19 protein-coding genes are annotated in these 19,496 nt (G+C 41.9%); 13 read left to right on the top strand and 6 right to left on the bottom strand.

Going from position 1 to position 19,496, the window contains the following annotated elements; all coding sequences use genetic code 11:
* Window positions 1-208 precede the first annotated feature (208 nt).
* The 7 genes from DXX94_RS00530 to DXX94_RS00500 all read left to right on the top strand — a co-directional run bounded on the left by DXX94_RS00530 (window position 209) and on the right by DXX94_RS00500 (window position 5,171).
* Window positions 209-676: a methyltransferase family protein gene (locus DXX94_RS00530; protein WP_116013170.1), complete on the top strand. Its 468-nt coding sequence runs from the start codon at window positions 209-211 to the stop codon at window positions 674-676.
* 319 nt (window positions 677-995) lie between these two features.
* Entirely contained in the window at window positions 996-1,571 is a 576-nt protein-coding gene (locus tag DXX94_RS00525; protein ID WP_258872217.1) for a sulfotransferase, read from the top strand.
* 129 nt (window positions 1,572-1,700) lie between these two features.
* Entirely contained in the window at window positions 1,701-2,273 is a 573-nt protein-coding gene (locus DXX94_RS00520) for a tRNA-(ms[2]io[6]A)-hydroxylase (protein ID WP_116013168.1), read from the top strand.
* Between the two features lie 76 nt (window positions 2,274-2,349).
* Window positions 2,350-3,204, top strand: coding sequence for a class D beta-lactamase (locus DXX94_RS00515; RefSeq protein ID WP_116013166.1), 855 nt, complete (start codon window positions 2,350-2,352; stop codon window positions 3,202-3,204).
* Window positions 3,205-3,213: 9 nt separating this feature from the next.
* The gene (locus DXX94_RS00510; protein ID WP_116013165.1) at window positions 3,214-4,050 is read left to right on the top strand and encodes a 23S rRNA (adenine(2030)-N(6))-methyltransferase RlmJ; all 837 of its coding nucleotides are present in this window, start codon (window positions 3,214-3,216) and stop codon (window positions 4,048-4,050) included.
* Window positions 4,051-4,157: 107 nt separating this feature from the next.
* Window positions 4,158-4,577: a VOC family protein gene (locus DXX94_RS00505; RefSeq protein WP_116013164.1), complete on the top strand. Its 420-nt coding sequence runs from the start codon at window positions 4,158-4,160 to the stop codon at window positions 4,575-4,577.
* A gap of 90 nt (window positions 4,578-4,667) precedes the next feature.
* Window positions 4,668-5,171 carry a nuclear transport factor 2 family protein gene (locus DXX94_RS00500; protein ID WP_116013162.1) on the top strand — a complete coding sequence of 168 codons (504 nt, stop codon included), beginning with the start codon at window positions 4,668-4,670 and terminating at the stop codon, window positions 5,169-5,171.
* Between the two features lie 100 nt (window positions 5,172-5,271).
* Here the strand turns inward: DXX94_RS00500 and DXX94_RS00495 are convergent, their stop codons facing one another.
* Entirely contained in the window at window positions 5,272-6,474 is a 1,203-nt protein-coding gene (locus DXX94_RS00495; protein ID WP_116013161.1) for a serine hydrolase domain-containing protein, read from the bottom strand.
* Between the two features lie 403 nt (window positions 6,475-6,877).
* On the opposite strand from DXX94_RS00495, the gene DXX94_RS00490 reads away from it, so the two are divergent.
* The 4 genes from DXX94_RS00490 (at window position 6,878) to DXX94_RS00480 (ending at window position 8,256) form a co-directional block, all read left to right on the top strand.
* The gene (locus DXX94_RS00490; protein ID WP_220348005.1) at window positions 6,878-7,243 is read left to right on the top strand and encodes a VOC family protein; all 366 of its coding nucleotides are present in this window, start codon (window positions 6,878-6,880) and stop codon (window positions 7,241-7,243) included.
* A 33-nt stretch (window positions 7,244-7,276) separates the two neighbouring features.
* Window positions 7,277-7,459: a hypothetical protein gene (locus DXX94_RS19375; protein WP_220348003.1), complete on the top strand. Its 183-nt coding sequence runs from the start codon at window positions 7,277-7,279 to the stop codon at window positions 7,457-7,459.
* A 3-nt stretch (window positions 7,460-7,462) separates the two neighbouring features.
* Window positions 7,463-7,747 (top strand): HAD family hydrolase, encoded by a 285-nt coding sequence (locus DXX94_RS19370; RefSeq protein WP_258872216.1) that lies wholly within the window; start codon window positions 7,463-7,465, stop codon window positions 7,745-7,747.
* Between the two features lie 107 nt (window positions 7,748-7,854).
* Window positions 7,855-8,256 carry a thioesterase family protein gene (locus tag DXX94_RS00480; protein ID WP_181901445.1) on the top strand — a complete coding sequence of 134 codons (402 nt, stop codon included), beginning with the start codon at window positions 7,855-7,857 and terminating at the stop codon, window positions 8,254-8,256.
* Window positions 8,257-8,390: 134 nt separating this feature from the next.
* Here the strand turns inward: DXX94_RS00480 and DXX94_RS00475 are convergent, their stop codons facing one another.
* Window positions 8,391-10,625: a TonB-dependent receptor gene (locus DXX94_RS00475; RefSeq protein ID WP_116013157.1), complete on the bottom strand. Its 2,235-nt coding sequence runs from the start codon at window positions 10,623-10,625 to the stop codon at window positions 8,391-8,393.
* 394 nt (window positions 10,626-11,019) lie between these two features.
* Window positions 11,020-12,834 carry a winged helix-turn-helix domain-containing protein gene (locus tag DXX94_RS00470; RefSeq protein WP_116013156.1) on the bottom strand — a complete coding sequence of 605 codons (1,815 nt, stop codon included), beginning with the start codon at window positions 12,832-12,834 and terminating at the stop codon, window positions 11,020-11,022.
* Between the two features lie 131 nt (window positions 12,835-12,965).
* Between DXX94_RS00470 and DXX94_RS00465 the strand changes: the two genes are divergently transcribed.
* On the top strand, window positions 12,966-14,522 hold the full coding sequence (locus DXX94_RS00465) for an amidohydrolase family protein (protein ID WP_116013154.1): 1,557 nt from the start codon (window positions 12,966-12,968) through the stop codon (window positions 14,520-14,522).
* A gap of 316 nt (window positions 14,523-14,838) precedes the next feature.
* On the opposite strand, the gene DXX94_RS00460 is transcribed toward DXX94_RS00465, so the two are convergent.
* Both DXX94_RS00460 and DXX94_RS00455 read right to left on the bottom strand, forming a co-directional pair.
* Window positions 14,839-15,705: an AraC family transcriptional regulator gene (locus tag DXX94_RS00460; protein WP_116013153.1), complete on the bottom strand. Its 867-nt coding sequence runs from the start codon at window positions 15,703-15,705 to the stop codon at window positions 14,839-14,841.
* Between the two features lie 385 nt (window positions 15,706-16,090).
* Window positions 16,091-18,115 carry an alkyl/aryl-sulfatase gene (locus DXX94_RS00455; protein ID WP_258872055.1) on the bottom strand — a complete coding sequence of 675 codons (2,025 nt, stop codon included), beginning with the start codon at window positions 18,113-18,115 and terminating at the stop codon, window positions 16,091-16,093.
* Window positions 18,116-18,263: 148 nt separating this feature from the next.
* Between DXX94_RS00455 and DXX94_RS00450 the strand changes: the two genes are divergently transcribed.
* A complete protein-coding gene (locus DXX94_RS00450) occupies window positions 18,264-18,920 on the top strand; it encodes a Crp/Fnr family transcriptional regulator (RefSeq protein ID WP_181901444.1) in 657 nt (218 codons plus the stop codon).
* A 39-nt stretch (window positions 18,921-18,959) separates the two neighbouring features.
* On the opposite strand, the gene DXX94_RS00445 is transcribed toward DXX94_RS00450, so the two are convergent.
* Window positions 18,960-19,325, bottom strand: coding sequence for a DUF1496 domain-containing protein (locus DXX94_RS00445; protein ID WP_147302225.1), 366 nt, complete (start codon window positions 19,323-19,325; stop codon window positions 18,960-18,962).
* Between the last annotated feature and the right edge of the window lie 171 nt (window positions 19,326-19,496).

The following is a 19,496-nucleotide window of genomic DNA, read 5'->3' as shown; positions in this document are numbered from 1 at the left end:
GATAATTTTTTCATGAAAATAATATTTATTAGAATATTCGGGACTGGCAGTATATACCTAAGCGATTGATACGCGCTAGTTTAGCCCGGTGAGTTTAGCGACAAAACTAGGCTTGAACCGCGTACACATTTATTGGCAACGGCTAGGCCGTGTTGATCTGCTTATCAAATGAAATAAAAAGAATAAAACAAGAAGGAAATAGGGATATATGCAAAAACTCGAACTTAAAATACCACCAGTGTTGTTGGTCGTAATATCGTTGCTTCTGATGTGGTTAACTCAACAACTATTGCCGCACTTTGCCTTTACCTCTACAAACCACTATGGCGTTCAACTTGCTGGCACTTTATTGTTACTTGGCGCTTTCGTTATTTTTGCTGGCGTTTATGCATTTAGAAAAGCCCAAACGACGGTAAACCCGATGACGCCAAGTGATGCTTCAAGCCTAGTTAACACAGGCATTTACCGTATTACACGTAATCCCATGTACTTAGGATTTTTATTGATGCTCATCGCTTACGCCGTGTATTTACAACATCCCTTCACGCTTATTTGGTGTGGCGTATTTGTTGGCTATATGACGCAATTTCAAATTAAACCGGAAGAGCGAATGCTTAACCGACTATTTGGTGAGCCTTACCAAGATTACTGCACACAAGTGCGTCGCTGGATATAGACTCAACTGGCAAGGCGAACGACTCCTTTCTGTTTCTGCGTATTTGGAGAGGATGTCTTTGGAGAGAGTGCCTATAGAAAAGTCTGCTTTTAAGAACCCAGTTTGAGAGTCTACTTTAGTTAAGCTAAGTTGATTTGCTATAATCTCTCGGTTTTATCATCTTATTTGTTTTTCACTCTGATCAATTTTGCTGTTTATGAACAACCCGCAATCAACTCAACGCTTTCCTGCGGCTTCTCTTACTCAGGATTTATCAGCGCCATCGAAAATCTGGATCATTGGTTTGCCGCGCACTGCAACGACTAGCATATGTGTCACTATGTTAGCACTGGGGTATAAAACTGCACATACTGCCTATTTGCAAAGCTGTCTTGACGAAGCCCAAGTGATTGCTGATACGCCAGTATTTTGCGATTACCAAGCATTAGATAAACACTACCCTAACAGCAAGTTTATTTATTTAACCCGTGATCTTGATAAGTGGCTTCCCTCGATTCACCAATTGCTAAGCCGCATGTTTCACAATTTGCAACGTGAAGATGGCGGTTTTAACCCTCATTTAAAGCGATGTTTTAACCAAGTGTTTGCGCCGCTCACGCAAGAAAATATCGCCAGCGATGAATTTTTACAGGCTTGTTACGCTAACCACCAACAAGGTGTCACTCACTATTTTGCCAATCGCCCACAAGACTTATTAACCCTAGATATTGCAGCGCCTGATAGCTTTGCCAAGCTTATTGCGTTTTTAGGATTACCCAGTGACACGCAAGGGGAATTTCCGTTGATTAATATGAAAGGTAAAGTCACTGCTTGGAACAAAATTACTCATCCGCTAAAAATAGCATCAACCCGCAATGGCCGCATTGATAGCCAACTCGCCCATTTAACCATTTAAAAGCAGGCAAGCAGCCCTGTTAATGCTTTGCCAAAAGCGCTAACACTGGTAAAATCTCCGCCCTTTATAGTGCTAGTAAAATAACCTGCTAGTACTCCTGTAATTCACGTTCTAGAAGACGATATCGCTATGTTTGAATTGAAGTACCACACCCCGTTCGAATGGACCGAAGCTGTAATGGCAGATTTTGATGCCTTTTTGCAAGATCACGCTGCCGCAGAAAAGAAAGCCTCAGGCATGGCCATGTCAATGCTATCTCACTATCCTGATCGCCTGAAATTGGTAAAGGCAATGACAGATTTAGCGCTTGAAGAACTGATTCATTTTAAACAAGTATTAAAGCTATTAATCGCCCGTGATGTACAACTGGCTGACGATAAAAAAGACAATTACATCAAAGAAATTCGCGCACTATTTCGTCGTGGTCGCGATGAATTTTTAATGGATCGTTTGTTAGTAGCAGGTGTTATTGAAGCTCGTGGTCATGAGCGTTTTGCACTAGTAGCCGAGGCATTACCAGCAGGTAAAGACAAAGATTTTTACGTTGCTATTGCCAAATCGGAAGAAAAACATAAAAACTTATTTGTTGAACTGGCGTACGAATACTTCGACAAAGCCGAGGTAGACGTGCGCTTGGAAGAAATATTAATTGCTGAAGCGGCTATTTGTGAAAAACTGCCATTTCGTGCGGCACTTCACTAATTATTAGTCCGATTAAATAAAATGAGCTAGGCACACAATTAGTTTAAGCAAGGATAAGGGTAACTTAAGGAAGACAATGACGATAAAGATGGAAAAACTGCGCAAGGCACTATCAAGCGTTGCACTAAGTACGGTTGTTTATTTAACAGGTGTAAATGCTACCGTAGCTGCACCTGAAAAAGCGAACACACCAGCGAGTCTGCCTTGTGAACAAGCAGACAGCAAATGTGCTTTCGTTCTGCTTACGGCTGAAGACAAGTTAATAGTTCGTAACAAACAATGGGCTGACACTCGCTTTAGTCCATTTTCGACCTTTAAAATTCCGAATTCGTTGATCGCATTGGATTTAGGTATTGTTCGCGACCTCGAGCAGACCATGCGCGCTGACACCACCACTTACCCACCAGAAAAATGGTGGCCGAGCAGTTGGACGGCAGGCGAGCATACCTTGCGCTCAGCTTATCAGGTTTCCAATGTGCCTATCTATCGCGCTATTGCGACACAAGTAGGTAGTGAGCGCATGAAGAATTACCTTAATGCATTCGATTACGGTAACCGCGATATCAGCGCTGGTCTCGATTTATTCTGGCTGGGCGTGAGCTTACAAATTTCCCCTATCGAACAAGTGCAATTTTTACAGCGACTGTACACTAAACAACTGCCGCTAAAAGCCAGTACCTTTGAATTACTTAAGCCATTAATGCTTAATCACGACACACCTGATTATAAAATTTACGGTAAAACTGGGGCAGGAACCTTTAGCCCAACGATGGCACAAGGCTGGTTTGTTGGCGTAGTTGAAAAAGGTGGCCAGTACCATTATTTCGCCGCTCACAGCGAGTCAACTACGTTCAAACATGTGATTAAGCATCGCAAAGATATCGCCAGAGCCTATCTTGCCCATTATCAGTTACCACATACCATTCAGTAAGGAATTCTTTTGCTAAGTTATCGCCACGCCTTTCACGCCGGCAATTTCGCCGATGTACTAAAACACAGTGTGTTGCACTATGTGCTGAACTATATGACTGAAAAAGAAAAAGGGTTCAGTTATATCGACACTCACTCTGGCGCTGGCATGTACAAGCTGCAAGATGAATACGCACAAAAAACAGGCGAGTATAAACAAGGTATTGGCAAGCTTTACGATGCGCCTAACCTAACCCCACTACTCGCCAACTACGTGGAGCTGATCAAAAGCTTTAACAAGCAAGGTTTAAGCCTTTATCCCGGTTCGCCAGCGGTTGCCGAATACCATACCAGAAAGCAAGATAGCGCCCGTTTGTTCGAATTACACAATACGGATATCGCCCTGCTGGAGCAATTTTGTCAGGGTTGGAAACAAGCCAATGTGTTTCAAAAAGACGGTTACGCCGGGTTGGTAAGGCAGCTGCCACCGCCGACACGCCGCGCTGTGGTGCTGATCGACCCGCCATTTGAAATTAAAAACGACTATCAAAAAGCAGTAGATGCAGTCATCAAAGCTCAGAAAAAATTTGCCACGGGTACTTATATGATTTGGTACCCCGTTGTGCAACGTCATTTTATTGATGCGATGGAAGCCAGTATCACCAATAGCCAACTAAAAAATGTAATGAAAGTTGAACTATGTTTAACCCCAGATTCTGAGCAATACGGTATGACAGGAACTGGCTTATTTATTGTTAATCCACCATGGCAATTAAACAGTGAGCTAGAAAGCGCCCTACCACAGTTGAAAAAGTTATTGGGAACCGAGCAGTCAAGCTACACATTAGAGATGATAGTACCTGAATAAGCCACAAGAAGATAAATACCTATCCAAGCATTTAAACCAAGCATTTATACTTTTGATAATACTAACTATGCTATTACTAAGTATAAGTGCCTTAGGAAATATCGGCGATGGAACCAACACAAGAAGACGCCAGTAAGCTATCTGACAATAATCTATCAATCAAACAAATTGCTATCGCGATTAGCGACTTACCGAAAGCGGTTAATTTTTACCACAAGATTCTTAATATCCCACTGGCTTTTGAAGTGCCACCTAACTTAGCGTTTCTTGAGCTGGACGATATTCGCTTAATGCTAACAACGCTGCAAGGAAGCGAGCAAGATCATCACACCTCGGTAATCTATTACCACACCACTAATATAGAGCAGTATTTCGAGCAATTACGCGACCAAAGAGTCAATATTGAACGTCCACCAGCGTTTGCCGCCAAAATGCCTGATCACGATTTATGGATTGGTTTTATTCGTGATCCCGACGAGAATTTGATTGGCATCATGGAAGAAAAACCGCCATCAAATGGTGAATAAGTAACGTATTAAGCGCTAATTTCTCATAAGTACGGCACAAGAAAGCCATTCAACATATAGAACAAACAAATAAAAAGAATAAGGTTACCAATGAACAAACTCAGTATTGCCCTTCTACTTATCGCCTGTAGCCAATTTAGCAGCATCGCTTTTGCCGCGGCGACTAACAATCAAACAACAAATATAAAAACCAACGAAAAGGCAGTAATCAGCCAATTACTGAATGACTTTTTAGCCAATTCAGTTAATGACGATTTAGCTAATCATCAAAGGTTTTGGGCCGATGATCTTATCTACACTAGCTCGTCTGGTACGCGCTTTGATAAAAGCTATATTATTCAGGGAATAAAAGCAGACAAAGCAGACAAAGCAGCTAGTGAAAATAGCGATACTTTACCGCCTGTCTATTGGGCAGAAGATACTGATATTCGCGTCTACGGCGATACTGCTATTGTCGCATTTAAACTCATGCACAAAGAAAATGCCAAGGCTAACGCTGTTAAACAAACCTACTTTAATACCGGTACTTTGCTAAAACGCGATAGCAGCTGGCAAGTGGTAGCATGGCAAGCAACAAAAATTCCTGCCAAGTAGTGCGTGTCAAAAAGAATAAGCGCCGACAGATAACTGCTGTCAGCGCTTATTTTGGATTTTTACAACTCATCTAAAAGCTGCAATAAGCCAACTTTCTCAGTTAGTTACTTGCCACTTTATTATCGCTATTATTTGCAAAAAGCTCAGCAAAATACTGATACATGGCTTTTCTTGATTGGTAGCTCGCAGGCGTCATCGCCCCTTCCCAGTTGGCATTAACAGCAATCACTAGTTGGTGCTCAGGATCGATATATAGCCCTTGGCCAAAAATACCTTTGCCTTCAAAATGTCCTTTTGCTGAAGTCCACCATTGGAAGCCATAGCCGTCTCCTTCACCTAGCTCAACTTGGTTAGTGGTGGCTGAAGCAAACCAGTCTTCAGGCACAATAGAAGCACCATTGACTTGCGCGCCATTAAGCACAAAATCACCAAATAAGGCAAAATCTCGTGTTGTTGCTTGAATACAGCAACCACTTATTTCTTGATTTGTTGGGCCAAGTAGCCAAGAAGCGTCTTGTTGAACTGGCAATTTTGACCAGACTTTTTCAGACAGATAACTAGCTAATGACTTGCCCGTGGCATTACTCACCAGTAAGCCAATTAAACCCGTTTCGCCCGTGCTATACACAAATGTTGTACCTGCTGGGTTAGCACGGCCAAGCAGATGCATATAACTAACGGTTGCATCTATGCCGGGCTCAGGGGTATGAAAGTTAAATTTAGACGCGTCAGAATTTGGATCTTCGTAATCTTCGTCCCACGCCACGCCAGATGTCATGGTCAATACCTGTGCCAAAGTAACATCTTCGTAGGCACTGCCTTTTAAGTCTGGAATATAGTCAGTGATCTTATCTTCTAGGCTGTTGATATAACCATCTTTGATGGCAGCACCGACTAATGTGGAAGTAACCGATTTAGCCACAGAAAAGCTGGTCCACTTATCATCGCTAGTCAAGCCGAGCCCATATTTTTCATAGCGAAGCTCGCCATTTTGTAATACCACTAGGCCAGCAATTCGCTGCTCTTTGAAAAACTTCTCGATAGCGTCATCAGCTACGACTAATGGCTGCTCAATAGCTAGCTCATGAGACAGTTTACCCTTTTCAATAATATTAAAAGGAATAACATCTAACTTTTCCAATGTTTGAAAGCCTGCATCGCGCTGTGCAGTTGTCCAAAATAAAACATTGGTACTTTCCGGCTGATTTAACATCAAATATCGGATGTTTTTATCAAGGCTAAGCCAATAGCCTGTAACACCTGCAATTATAACCGCGACTACAACCCCTATCCATTTCCACATACTTTATCCTTACCATTTTAATTATTTTTGTTTTGATTAATTACGATAAACTTGTGCACTTTGTTTGTAAATCGTTCAAATATCCAGCCCCCCCTCAACCTCTAACGATAAGTCTGCGTCATCTTTCACAGCACGCATGCTATTTAATTTGCTTTAACTTACTTCAATACTGCATCGATTCGCCAATTAAAGGTAGATTTTATGGATTAGGTACCCCTGCCTTAACGTGAAAAAACCATCACAATTTATCAAAAAGAATAAAAAACTAATGAAGTAATTAATCTGTATTCTACTGCTATTTCCTTATTTATCTTTTTCTGCCAATAGTCAATCTAACTCGGAGGGCTTAAAACCTGATTCAAAGGATGCTCAAATTCTGGGTCTAAGAACAAGCGTTTATACGGTGGACGATGTTGATAAAGCCAAGCACTGGTATGCTGAAGCATTCGGCATTGACCCATATTTTGACGAGCCCTACTATGTTGGCTTTAATATTGGAGGCTTAGCACTTGGTTTAATACCGACTGCCGAGAAACAAAAAGGCTCAATTGTCATCGCTTATTGGGGAGTTAACAACGTTGAAGCCACTTACCAAAAACTACTCGATCTAGTTGCCAAGCAACTTAACCCGATCACTGATGTTGGTGGTGGTGTCAAACTTGGCGTCGTCCAAGACCCATTCGGAACCCCTTGGGAGTTATTTATAATCCTATGTTTCAATTGCAACGATAACATAGCTGATAAGTACTATTTAGCATTAAGTATTTGAAGATAAACCTATACGCACTCAATAAGGAGCAATATGAAACCAATATATCTGTTTGATTGGGGAGATACCCTAATGGTAGATTTTCCCACTGCGCAGGGCAAAATGTGTGAATGGGAAAACGTTCAAGCGTTAGATGGTGCGTATGAACTACTCTCACAGCTTGCCTGTCATGCTGCAATTTATATTGCGACTGGTGCAGCGGAATCTTCAGCATAAGAAATCGAACAAGCGTTTGCGCGAGTCGGCTTGAATCAATTTATTAGCGGTTACTTTTGCCAAGCTAACCTTGGCATTGCTAAAGGCGAACCTGAATTTCTTCCTGCGATACTGGCTAAAATTCATGCCGATAAATCATCCACTTATATGGTAGGAGATAGTTTAACCAAAGACGTAATGCCCGCTCTGAATGCTGGCATTCAATCGATTTGGTTCAGAAGAAATTCGTCTGAACTTGCACCTAGTGGCGTTCGTGTGATTTCGTCATTAATTGAGCTCAGCGCTTAGTTAGCTTTACTGAGATTAGCTATGCTGAAATTAATTAAATAAGCTAACTTATATTGATATGCTCAAAGCATTGGACTTAAAGCCACTTCTATAATAGGGAATTGACCATGGAAATTAAGGATAGCCTAGCATTAACTTACACTGTTCAATCGAAAGATCTTGCCAGTGACCTGCCAATTGATGAGCATGATAATTTTCCTGAAGTGTTCGCAACCTCAAGAATGATTGCATTAATGGAATTATCAGCTGCTCGCCTAATGAAACCTATGCTGCAAAGTGACGAATTATCTGTTGGCGTTAATGTTAACGTTAATCATCTTGCCGCAACGCCTAATAATCAAGAAGTCAAAGCTATCGCAACCTATATCGGCATGGCAGGAAAACTTTATCAGTTTGAAGTGGAGCTGCATGATAAAGGAGGGATCGCTGGTAGCGGAACGCATACCAGAGCTATTGTTAAAACCGAACGCTTATTACAAGGCGCAATTACCCGAGTCAATAAGCCTTAGCTAGCCTAAATAAGCTGACTTATTCTTTAGCAAAAGTTTTAACAAGCTACCCATTAAAAAGCCAGTTAACGTTACCGCTAACTGGCTTTACATTTTGAGAGCTAACTTGCTCTATTACGCTTTAATAAGCAAGCTTAGAATGTTGATGAGTAGCGTAAGCCAAACTCGCTCGCATCGTTACTCATGATCACTAGGATGTAATCACCTGTGTTTAAGCGTGCGTCTTCGTAGCGCTCATCAAAAATGTTGCGACCGTAAAGTGAGATATCCCAGTCAGCACCTGCTGGCGCGTACTTAATATCAAAGTTAACCGTTGTACGACTTTCAATTTCAGTCATGCGACGTGCATCTGAAGTTGGCTCACCGTACATTTCGTCACGGTATGAAATGTCCATGCGCGAAGTAATTAACGCACCGTTTTCAAGCGTAAACTCGTAAGATGGGCTAATTGATGCCGTTAAGTCTGGTGTTAATGGCGCAACTGGCTTAATGCCGTTTTGCTCATCTACATCAACATCCATAAAACCAAAGCTCGTGTGTAGCGTGAAGTTATCAGTTACTGAGTAAGTACTTTCAAATTCAATACCGCGAGAGGTTTGTTCAACAATTAAGTTGTTCGTGTCAAAGCCAGAGTCTGTTGCTGTGTTTACTTGGTATGGTAAATCTTCATACTCAGTATTGAAGAATGCAACGCTCATGCTGAAATCAGGTGTAAGCTGACCTTTGAAACCCGTTTCGTAGTTAATCGCGCTGATGTTGTCACTTGCTAAGAAGTCATTGTTCGCTTGAACTGCTGCCGCGGCTTGGTCAAGGTTGTCAAAACCGCCTTCAGCGAAAAACTGACCAATTAAGAAATATGGGCGCGCTGGGTACTGGCCTGATTGATAACCTGTTTGGATGGTACCGTACCAGTTTAAACCATTATCAAATGTGTAGTTCGCCGCTAATTCCCAAGAGAATTCATCCCAATCGCGCTCAGAGTACACAGTGCCCACTGGGTCGAATACATTTGCCGAAGCTTCTTTTTCGTCTTCAGTGTAACGAATACCACCTGTAACGCGTAATTCATCTGTCCAGTCGTAACCAACGTTCAAGAATACTGCTTTACTTGTTGTTTTTTGGTCTAACTCAAGTTTAGTTGGGCCACCGTTAAAGCTTGCTTCTGCAGCATCTTGACGGTTGCTACCTTCTTCTTCGAACCAGTATAAACCGGTTACGAAATCGACATCGCCAACATAACCATTGAACTGCAGTTCAACAGAGGTTTGGTCTGCTTCACCACGCTCAGGGAAGTGGTCTAGTGCGACAATTGTACCGTCATCATCAAGACCCGCTTTATACTCAGAAGAGCGCTTGCTGAAAATTAGCTTAGAACCTAACTCGTCAGTAATGTTGTAATCAGCAGTTAATGAGAAACCGTCAGCTTCATTGCTCACTTCTGACGTTTCAATAGTGCCAGTTGCGTTGTCGTAACGATCAGCCGCTACATCAGAGTTACGCAGACCACTTTGGTAGTAACGGCCGTTTGGTAGTTCATCAATTAACGTAGTGTAAGGACGAGTACCGCCTTCACCGTCATTCATATCAGCAGTTAGCGTGAATGATAAATCTTCATTTACTGTGTATTTTGCAGAGAAACGACCGTAGTATTCACGGTTTTCACCAACATCATACTTAGCATCAGGTAGGTTGATGAATTCACCTAAGCCACCGCGACGGTTGTAACCAAGGTTAAAGTTAATCGCTAAGTTGTCAGTAATTGCTTGGTTGGTAAATACGCTTGCTTTAACGCGACCACGTGTGCCAACTTCTGAGCTAAATTTGGTGATTGCTTCTTCGTCTGGCTGTTTAGTGTTGATGTTAATTGCACCACCAATTGAGTTACGACCGTATAAAGTACCTTGAGGACCGCGTAATACTTCAATACGCTCGATGTTTTGAAGGTTCCAGTTTTGACCAACTTGGCGACCTAAGTAAACACCATCAACGTAAACACTTACACCTGGGTCTGTAGTGATCAAGTGATCTTGCAAGCCGATACCACGAATAAACGGGTTAGCAGATGAGTTATGACCTGCAGAGAAGCCAGTAATGTTTAGGTTTGGAACAAATTTACCAACATCGGTGATGTCGCTAATACCTTGAGAGGCTAATGCATCGCCAGAGAAAGCACTGATGGCAATTGGTACTTCATAAATAACCTGAGAGCGTTTGGTCGCTGTTACGGTAATTGACTCAATGTTTGAATCAGTATCAGCTTCTTCCGCTAGTACAGGAGTAGCAGCAAATCCGGCTACGGCTAATGTAATTGCGGCTGAAATAGGGTTTAAAGTACGACGCAGATTTAATGGCGACTTAGTGGTGTTCATGTTTGTCCTCAATAAAAAAATTGTTGTGTTTTTTCGTGAGGTTTTAACTCTTCCTGTTGAGTACCAACCTTGATGAATGCAGCAACTCAATTCATCAACTCCACTTTATAATTTCAGCTCATAAAAATTATGCGCGCGCAAAACCGCCGACTGCATAAGCAGATGGGCGAGAAATAAATAAAATGAGTTAATTGAAATGCACAGCATTGCTGCTATTCGATTGGGCGGGCATGATACAACAAAACTTTAGAGACACAAAGCTGAATTTGAAATATTTCTGTCATATTTTTGCAATGTGGCTGTTTAAACTCAAACTTGTATTAGTAAATTTTTTCCTAAATACAGTTGGTTCAATTATAAATTTAGAACCCCGTCTTACCGCCGCACGCAGACATCAATTTGTTTCACACTGCGTATGTTGCCAAATACAACGTTGAATATTACTTAGCTTAGCCAACCAGCTTTTTGCACTGTTATTCGAGCCAGCAAGTGTTGGATAGCGCTCAATTGAGAACATATTGTCATTAAAATCAGGCAACCAGCCATTATTCAGTAACTTGTTGAGCAAATCGACATTGTTAGCATCATCGCCATTTAACGCATTCCAAAGTAGCTGTTGCTCAATACTAAGCGTAGATTCTTGCTCAAACGCTAGTAGCCGCTCGTAGGCGTCTTGATACAAACGCCTTTTTTCTGTCGCTTCATATAGCCTAGCAAGCAATAAATATTGCCCTATATTTTCGTGTGTCACCTGCTTGAGTGCGACTATTTCTGGGAAGTGCTTTTTAAATAACGTTAATGCTTTTTCAGCATGATTAAGCTGAACTAAAGCGAATAAATAAGGCATCACAAAATGATTTTGCTCAGGCGCCAGTTGATAGCGCTGCTGCAAATAAGCAAGCGCCTCGTTTGGTTTTTGATAATACCAAGCCAATGATGCCTTTACATAAAATAAAAAGTGTTGCGGCACGCTATTAACATCATCAAACCGATCAAAAATCTTTTGTGCTAACGCCCCTTGATTTACGCTTAACAAGAACAAAATGTGACTAAGTTTGTGTGCAGGATATTTTTTAACGTAGCTTTCTTGATGTTGCCTGTACCAATTTAAATAATTTGCAGCTCGCGATTGATTCAATGGGTAAAAATCTAGTTCATACAGTGCTTTGTGCTTAAAGTAAGGGGAAATTACAACACTGCGTTCAAAGTACTTTCGCGCATTAGTTAAATCTCTGTTGTTTAAATAAGCATATGCTAGCCCGCGCAGCACAATGGGATCATTCGGTGCAAGCTTAAATGCGCGTTGATGAGCCGCAAGCGCGTCAGTTACCTGATTTTGATTGCGTTTCAGGCGACCATACCAATGCCAAGTCATGGCGTCATTACGGTTTATTGCCAAAGACTGCTCGAACAAGGCTTCCGCTTGGCTGGTTTGGCCTTGCTCAAAATGCTGGCGAGCCACAGAAGCCAATACTTGTGCATTATTGGGAGCATGAGCAAATGCTTTTTCTAACAAGGGTTGGCACAAGGTGTCTCGCTCAATCTCAGTAACACTCCCATATATCGCTAACATTCGATAACTATTACACAAGCCGTTAAGTGCTTCGGCATTCTTTCTGTCTTGCTCAATGACCTCTAAATAAATTTGTTTAGCTTGTTCTAGCTGTGCGACATCTTGCTGAGAGAGTAAGTGACTTGCTAACGTAAACTGCTCAAAATATTGCGATGAGTCAGCCTCTCTTTTGGGGCTATAACTCTGAATATTGATGGCGATGAACAATGCAGCCACAACCAACAGTGTGCAAATGCCGAGCAACCAGTTCTTATTGTGTTGAGCAGTGTTCTGTGAATCAGGCGTTAAGTCTAACGTGCCTGACTCATCGACATAGACTTCAATCGCGATATCTGGCGCAATTCGATAGCCCTGCCCTGAAATGCGCTCAATGTATTGTTGGTGTTGGTCGTCCGCACTAAGCACTTTACGTAACTGAGCAATACCTTGGTAAACCGAACTATCTGCGACTACACGCTGCGGCCATACTTTTTCAATTAGTGCGTCTAATCCAATAGGTTGATGTTTGTGTTCAACAAGCACCAGCAGAAGTTGCATTAACTTGGGCGTAATGGAGAGTTTTTGCTCGGTATTCTCGAGTGTTAGTTGATTTAACCTTGGTGAAACACGCCAATTCCCAAGCTGAAAAGATTCCATTGATGACCACTTAAGCAACTGAATAGTATTGTTTTTTAATTATTTTAGAAAAATTTTAGACAATTATTATAGATAACTTAGATACAGAATTCTCTCCTTTATTAAGGTCATGCCTTTAACAGGAGAATTTCATGAAAAAACAAGTTTTAGGCTATGGATTATTAGCGTGTTTTTATTGCTCAGCTTTTTCTAGCTCAGTTAGCGCTGCTTCAACTCATATAAGCTCAGCCAGTTTGCCTGACGTTGATTTGGTAATTGAAGGTACAACAATAATTTCACCTATTGATAAGCATCAAATAAGTGTCAAAGCCAATCATTGGGTTGCAATTGAAGGAAATCGCATTAGCCAAATAGGTAGTTTAACAAAGCCGCCAAAAGCAAAATTAGTGATTGATGGTAGTGATCAATACCTTATCCCGGGGTTAACCGATAGCCATGTGCACTTAAAAACCATGCCGGGGATAGATTTTTCGGATGCCAATGCTGCGCATATGCAATCAGCTTTTCTAGCCAGACAAGGTACTAATTATTTGTATTATGGCGTTACGCAACTTATCGACCCGTCAAATACTAAAGACGGTATTAAGCGGTTTCATGAAAGTGGTTTAACACCCGATGCATTTTTCTGTGGTGCTATGCCTGTATTTAATGGCTATAACGCTCAAGGCATTCTTCATAAACATCTACATCATGAGCGTCCATACTACCTAGCCCAAGACACAGATCCTAAAACGACCGAGGCGATAACTCATGCGCATCAAGCCAAACAAAGCTTGTTAAGATTAAAAAACGACGGCGCTGTGTGTGCAAAAGTGTATATTGAAAACGGCTTTGATTTGGCTGACAACATACCAATGGTAAGTGAAGCGACATTAAATGAGCTTACACAGTACGCAAAAACACTCAACTTACCAACCATGGCACATGCCAATGCAACCGATATGCAGGATATTGCGGCAAACGCCGAGATTTCAGTGATGGGACATGGACTATGGAATTGGTTAGAAGAGCAAAAGTTATCAACTGAAGCAGCGCTTCCCCCTAAAGTTAGCGGTGTTCTTACCAAAATTCTTAACCACGATATCGCCTATCAGCCGACGTTAAATGTTATCCGATCCTTGACCGATCTAATGGTTGAAGACCATATCGACCAAACTGAATACAAAACCGTATTACCTCCGTGGCAAATAGCTTGGTATCAATCAAACGCAGGCCAATGGTTTAATGTTGAAATGCACAAAGACTGGGGCAAGCCACCTGTCGAACTGATCATCGAGCGATTCAGTGCAAAGCAAATCAACGGCCAGCGAGCCCTCAAGTATTTATATGACCATGGTGCAACCATTTTGCTGGGGTCTGATACACCGCCAGCACCAACTTTTGCTTCTCAACCTGGGCTAGCAACCAATTGGGAATTAGCCGATATGCACAAGGCAGGTGTTGATTTAAAAGGTATTTTGGCGGCTGCGACGATAAATAATGCCAACCTGTATAATTTATCGCAGGATTATGGCACCGTTGAAAAAGGCAAACGTGCAAACCTATTGCTGTTAAACAGTAATCCGCTTAAAACTGTTAATGCCTACGACGATATCGATAAGATTATTCTCAGAGGACAAGTGTTCGACCGAGACAATCTGCATATTAATAAGCTTGAGCAACGTGCACCTGCTGACAAGTCCCCTTAATAATCATGCCGCCAAGCTGTGTTATATCAAGCTGTGTTATATAAAGTAATTCCACTTGGTAACGCACATAAAAACTAAAGGCCACATAATCTAGTGGCCTTTAGTTGGCCATGAGATGATTGACCTAAAGTAAATTGAGGCTAATGAAAACAAAGTAATTTAAGGCTCAACAATATTAAACGACAAAAAAAGACAGCAAGACATTTTTGAAATATTTCTGTCATATTTTGAGCTTTTTTAACAAAATTAGCTATCTCTCGCTTGGCGATCCGCGCAGTTACTTCGTGATACACGAGAAAACACGCTAAGCATTACGCTAGAGAATCGGCAAATAAACATCCGTCGTCATTTCATGCTCAGCAACTTCTGGAAAAAAACTCACTCTCTCAAGAAAAATGGGGAAATCACGTAGTTCATATTCAGATGCTTCTAACCAATTAGCGTATAGATAATCAATGGCTGTTCCTAACGTATCTTCAGATCCTACATGCCGTATTTTCGCGCATTTCCCAGCAGGTATTTCCTTGCCGACCACGCCTTGTTCATTGGCTTGAATGTCAGTGTCTACTTGGCAGCAAACATCAAATCTATAAGCTTCGGGAGGCGTAATTCGTGAGTCGTCATAAACTAAATTAAAAGTTTTACTCTTGCTTGGCGGTAGTCTTTTAAGCTTTCGCCATTCGATAAAGCGCTGAATAGTTGCCCCCAATAAATTTGGCGAACCACGATGCTCTATGACAGCAATCTTAGTTTTGGGGAAATCGACGATATCTACTTGAAATGCTTGTTGTTTTTTCACGATTTTATTCCTCAGCGTTAATATAGGTTCATATTGAGTTTGCCAAAGATCCCAATTAGGCGTTTTCCTAAACTGGGACGGGCGCATATCAAAGTGCTTTTTGAACGCCCGAGAAAATGCTTCATGACTCTCATAGCCATTCGCCAACGCAACATCTAACACATTCTTTTCATCGCGATAAGCCAATTGATAAGCGGCTCGTTTTAATCGCAATAGCCGAGCAAGCGATATCACCGACATGCCAAAATACGCAGAACACTGTCGATGAAAGTGAAATTTCGACAGATGTACCAAATGGCAAAGCTTATCGATATTGATATCGGTATCAAGATTTGCTTCGATATAGCGCACGACTTCAATAAAACGATGTTGATGGTTAGACATAGTACTTTTCTCTCTTTAACGCTGACATACTAAATCTCGCTGGCAAGTAATTCTTGACCGAAATTGCGCTTTACCAAGTTTATTCGCGCTATTTTTTAGGGGCAAACAGCTTAAAGCCAAATGACGCGATAACATACTTATTTCCATATAAAAAATACAGAGATAAGATGTAAAAGCGAAAATTAGCCTGAGATGGGAAGGCATTTGTATTGAAAGGGGTATGTATTAAAAGGCTTTGGCTAACTAAAAAATTAGAGCTGAAATTATCAGCTCTAATTTATAAGCATTAACTAACCAAGTGTTATTGAAATGCTGGGTTAATGGTTAAATAAAGGTTTCACCATTAGCATAGAACCAGCAGCCTAGTGCTGGCAACGTAGAACCGTTATGGCTCAACAATATCAAAGGCGTCTTTTTGCTTGTCGAGCATAGCTAAAAAGCCCACTAAATCTATGGTACTGCCTTTAATTGCCAATTCGTCTGACCCCGCTAAACCTAACAAGCTAGCTTCGCCCAAGACAATGTCCATAAACAGCGAATGACTAATGCTAATTTGCGCGTTTACCTCGAATTCTAGCGCCTCTTGCCCATCATAAGGGCGATGATGCAATACCGAATTTTCAAGCCATAGCACATGCTTTTCGTTGCGATCGGTTAGTTCGAAAACAAAGCTTAGTACTTCACCCCGCGCATCTTCAGCATTTAATGTCGCCGCCATCGCATCAAAAAATCTTGGCACAGGTGCATGTTCAAGCAGGTCTCGCATCATGGATAAACTGATAATATTTGTGCTTTTACCTTGAGTAAGCTCCTGTGCGGCACTTAAATAAGAGTCACGCCAAGGTGCTGATTCTGCTTGATATGCCAACTGACGATAAGCTTGTGCTAACATTGTTTTTGCCTCAGCACTGCCTTGATCAAACACCAAGTGATTAAGCAACTCTGCAGCCCAGCGATACTCGCCATTGTCTATCGCTGTTTGACTTAATTTGAGCACAGCTTCCTCGCCCCCCATCGCCGCAATATATTTTTGTGCACTTGCTTTGGGTGGCAGCGGATTTAGGTTGGCAGGGTTGCCATCGTACCATCCGTAGTAAGCTTGATAGACAGCTTTCGCATTATGGCTAACCGTGCCGTAGTAACCTCGGTTGGAAAACGATTGCGCAAGCGATGGTGGCAATGCTAATTCTTCGGCAATTTCACTAGGGGTAAAACCTTTATAACTAAAGCGCAGCGTTTGATCGTGAATAAACTTGTAAATATCTCGCTGACCACGCAAAAATTGGTCGATTGCCTCACTGCCCCAAATTGGCCAATGATGGCTGCCAAAATACACTTCCGCATGACCAAACAACCTGCGCGCGTCTTCAATATGATTACTCCAAGAAAGCGCATCTCGAACTTTCGCACCACGCAAGGTATAAAGGTTATGCATATGACGAGAGACTAATTCTGCGCCAGCAAAGGCTTTGTGCTGAGGTAAGTAGAACGTTAGCTCTGCGGGCGCTTCCGAGTTTGGCGTGTATTGAAATTGAAATTCAACCCCATCAATCGTTAATGTTTGCCCAGTTTGGTCGATTAACTGATTCGGCGGAACCACGCCCATGCGCCCAAATACAGAGCCTTTACCTAGGCCAGAATCGACTTTACCCGTTACACTTTTCGCTAAGTTACGACCATACATATAACCCGCACGACGCGCCATGGTAACACCAGCAAGAATATTCTCTGATGTCGCTTCCGCCATAAAATGTTTAGGCGCGATCACAGGAACGTTTGGCTGTTGTTCCGGATTGATAATTGCCAGTGCACCGCCAAAGTGATCAATATGGCTATGGGTAAGAATTAAGCCCGTGACTTTTACCTCACCAAGGTGTTTTTGCGCCATTGCCATCGCCGCTTGTGCAGACTCAAAGGCGGTTAACGGGTCAACAATAATCCAACCAGTATGCCCTTTGATCAGCGACATATTGGCAATATCATAGCCGCGAATTTGGTAAATCCCTTCCGTGACTTTATAGAGTCCATGCATACCGTTAAGTTTGGCCTGCCGCCATAAACTAGGATTAACTGAATCTGGCGCTTCACCATGTACAAAATCATAGTCGCTTGTTTGCCAAAGCACTTCACCACTGTCGCTTTTAATCATTAACTGCGGATCTCGGGCAATTAAACCACGTTCTGCTTGCTTAAAATCAGTCACATCGTCAAAAGGCAAACTATCAAGCACTGCATCGTTATGCTCTTGAGTATACGAGCTTGCAGCTTGCTCGTCATTGCCAGAGCTATCGCAGCCACTCGCTAGTGACGCAAGTAATAGTGTTGAAAGCAATAATGTTTTACACATTGAGGGCATTGCCTCAACAGCTCGCCAATTTGGGATAAATTCAAGTGCCTTTCGCTTTATCATGCTTATTCCTAGTAAATTTTGCAGGTAATCCAAGATATGTGACTTGTTATAGCAGGCATACTGACTTATAAATGTTAACTAGTTTACATTTATATAACGTGATCAAATGACGAACCTTAAAGCTAGAAGCAGGCCTGATGAGCAGCTCATGATGGGCTCCCTGCCTGAGCGTACCTTAAATCAGCTTGCGTCAGTGCAATTACGACAGTGCTTTAGTGATGGCGAAGTGGTTCATCAACGTGGTGAAAGCGGAGATGGACTGAGCATCATACTTTCTGGGGCAGTAAAAATGGGGAACTATGGTCGAGATGGGCGATATTTTCTGAGCAAACTACTGTTCCCTGGGGAAAGCTTTGGCGAGTTTGTTGTTTTTGCGAATCTACCTCGAACCCATACGGCAGAGGCTGTAGGCGAAACAGAGCTAGGTTATATTTCCTCGGAAAAGCTCAATAAGGTATTACTACAATCCCCCACCATTGCTTATGATTTGCTGGTGTCGTTGTCAACGCGACTACATCAAAGTTTAGAAGCAATTGACGATCTTAAACGCTTACCGCTAGCAGCAAGGTTGGCTAAATTATTACTGATTATGGCCAACGAAACTAATAACACCAGTTACGTTGCGGTATCCCAAGAGCAAATTGCCGCACAGCTGGGTGTCAGTCGAATATCTGTCTCCAAAAGCCTTAAGCAATTAACCAAGTTAGGCTTTATTAAGCCCGGTTATCACACTGTACATATTCTGGATGCTAAAAATTTAGCTAAATGGCTTGAACAGCAAAGCCAAACGTTGTCGCTTTCCTAAAGCGCTCCGGTAGCAATTCGAATAATTAAAAGTGCGTAACTACTCTTGCGACTTTTCAGCGAACTCTTTGACTCGGCGCAAATAACGAATTAATCGTGCCTCTTCGCGATTTATTGGCTCTGCGCCAATATAGGTGGATTCACGCTCAAGTTGTTGTTGAGACTCTATATTCTGCTTAAACAGTGCTAGTTCAGATTCAGACAACTGTTGCCAAACACCATTGCGATCGGAGGCTTGCCCACACTTTCTAGGCAAGGATTCAAGTACTAAAATGGAGCCAAGTGAGTAGTGTTTATTATCATAAATGCAGCCGAGAATTTTGCCGCGATCCATCACTAAGTGCCAAGGAAAGTTATTATCCGTTAAATTTACGCCGTCTTTTGCCTCAACAAAGTCTGTTGCCAATGAGGTATTACAATAACTACTAACCCATATAGCGAATAGCACTGCTTTTGAATTGCCAAAGCAAAAGTTAATAATTGAGCGGGTAGAAAAAACAGAAAGGTAGTAACTCAAACGGCTTTTAAAGTCACAATTTAACAAATTCAACACAGTCGTCCTTAACAGTTTGATAAT

Source organism: Thalassotalea euphylliae, from assembly GCF_003390375.1.
Lineage (GTDB): Bacteria > Pseudomonadota > Gammaproteobacteria > Enterobacterales > Alteromonadaceae > Thalassotalea_F > Thalassotalea_F euphylliae_A.
This window is presented reverse-complemented; position numbering and strand designations above follow the sequence as displayed.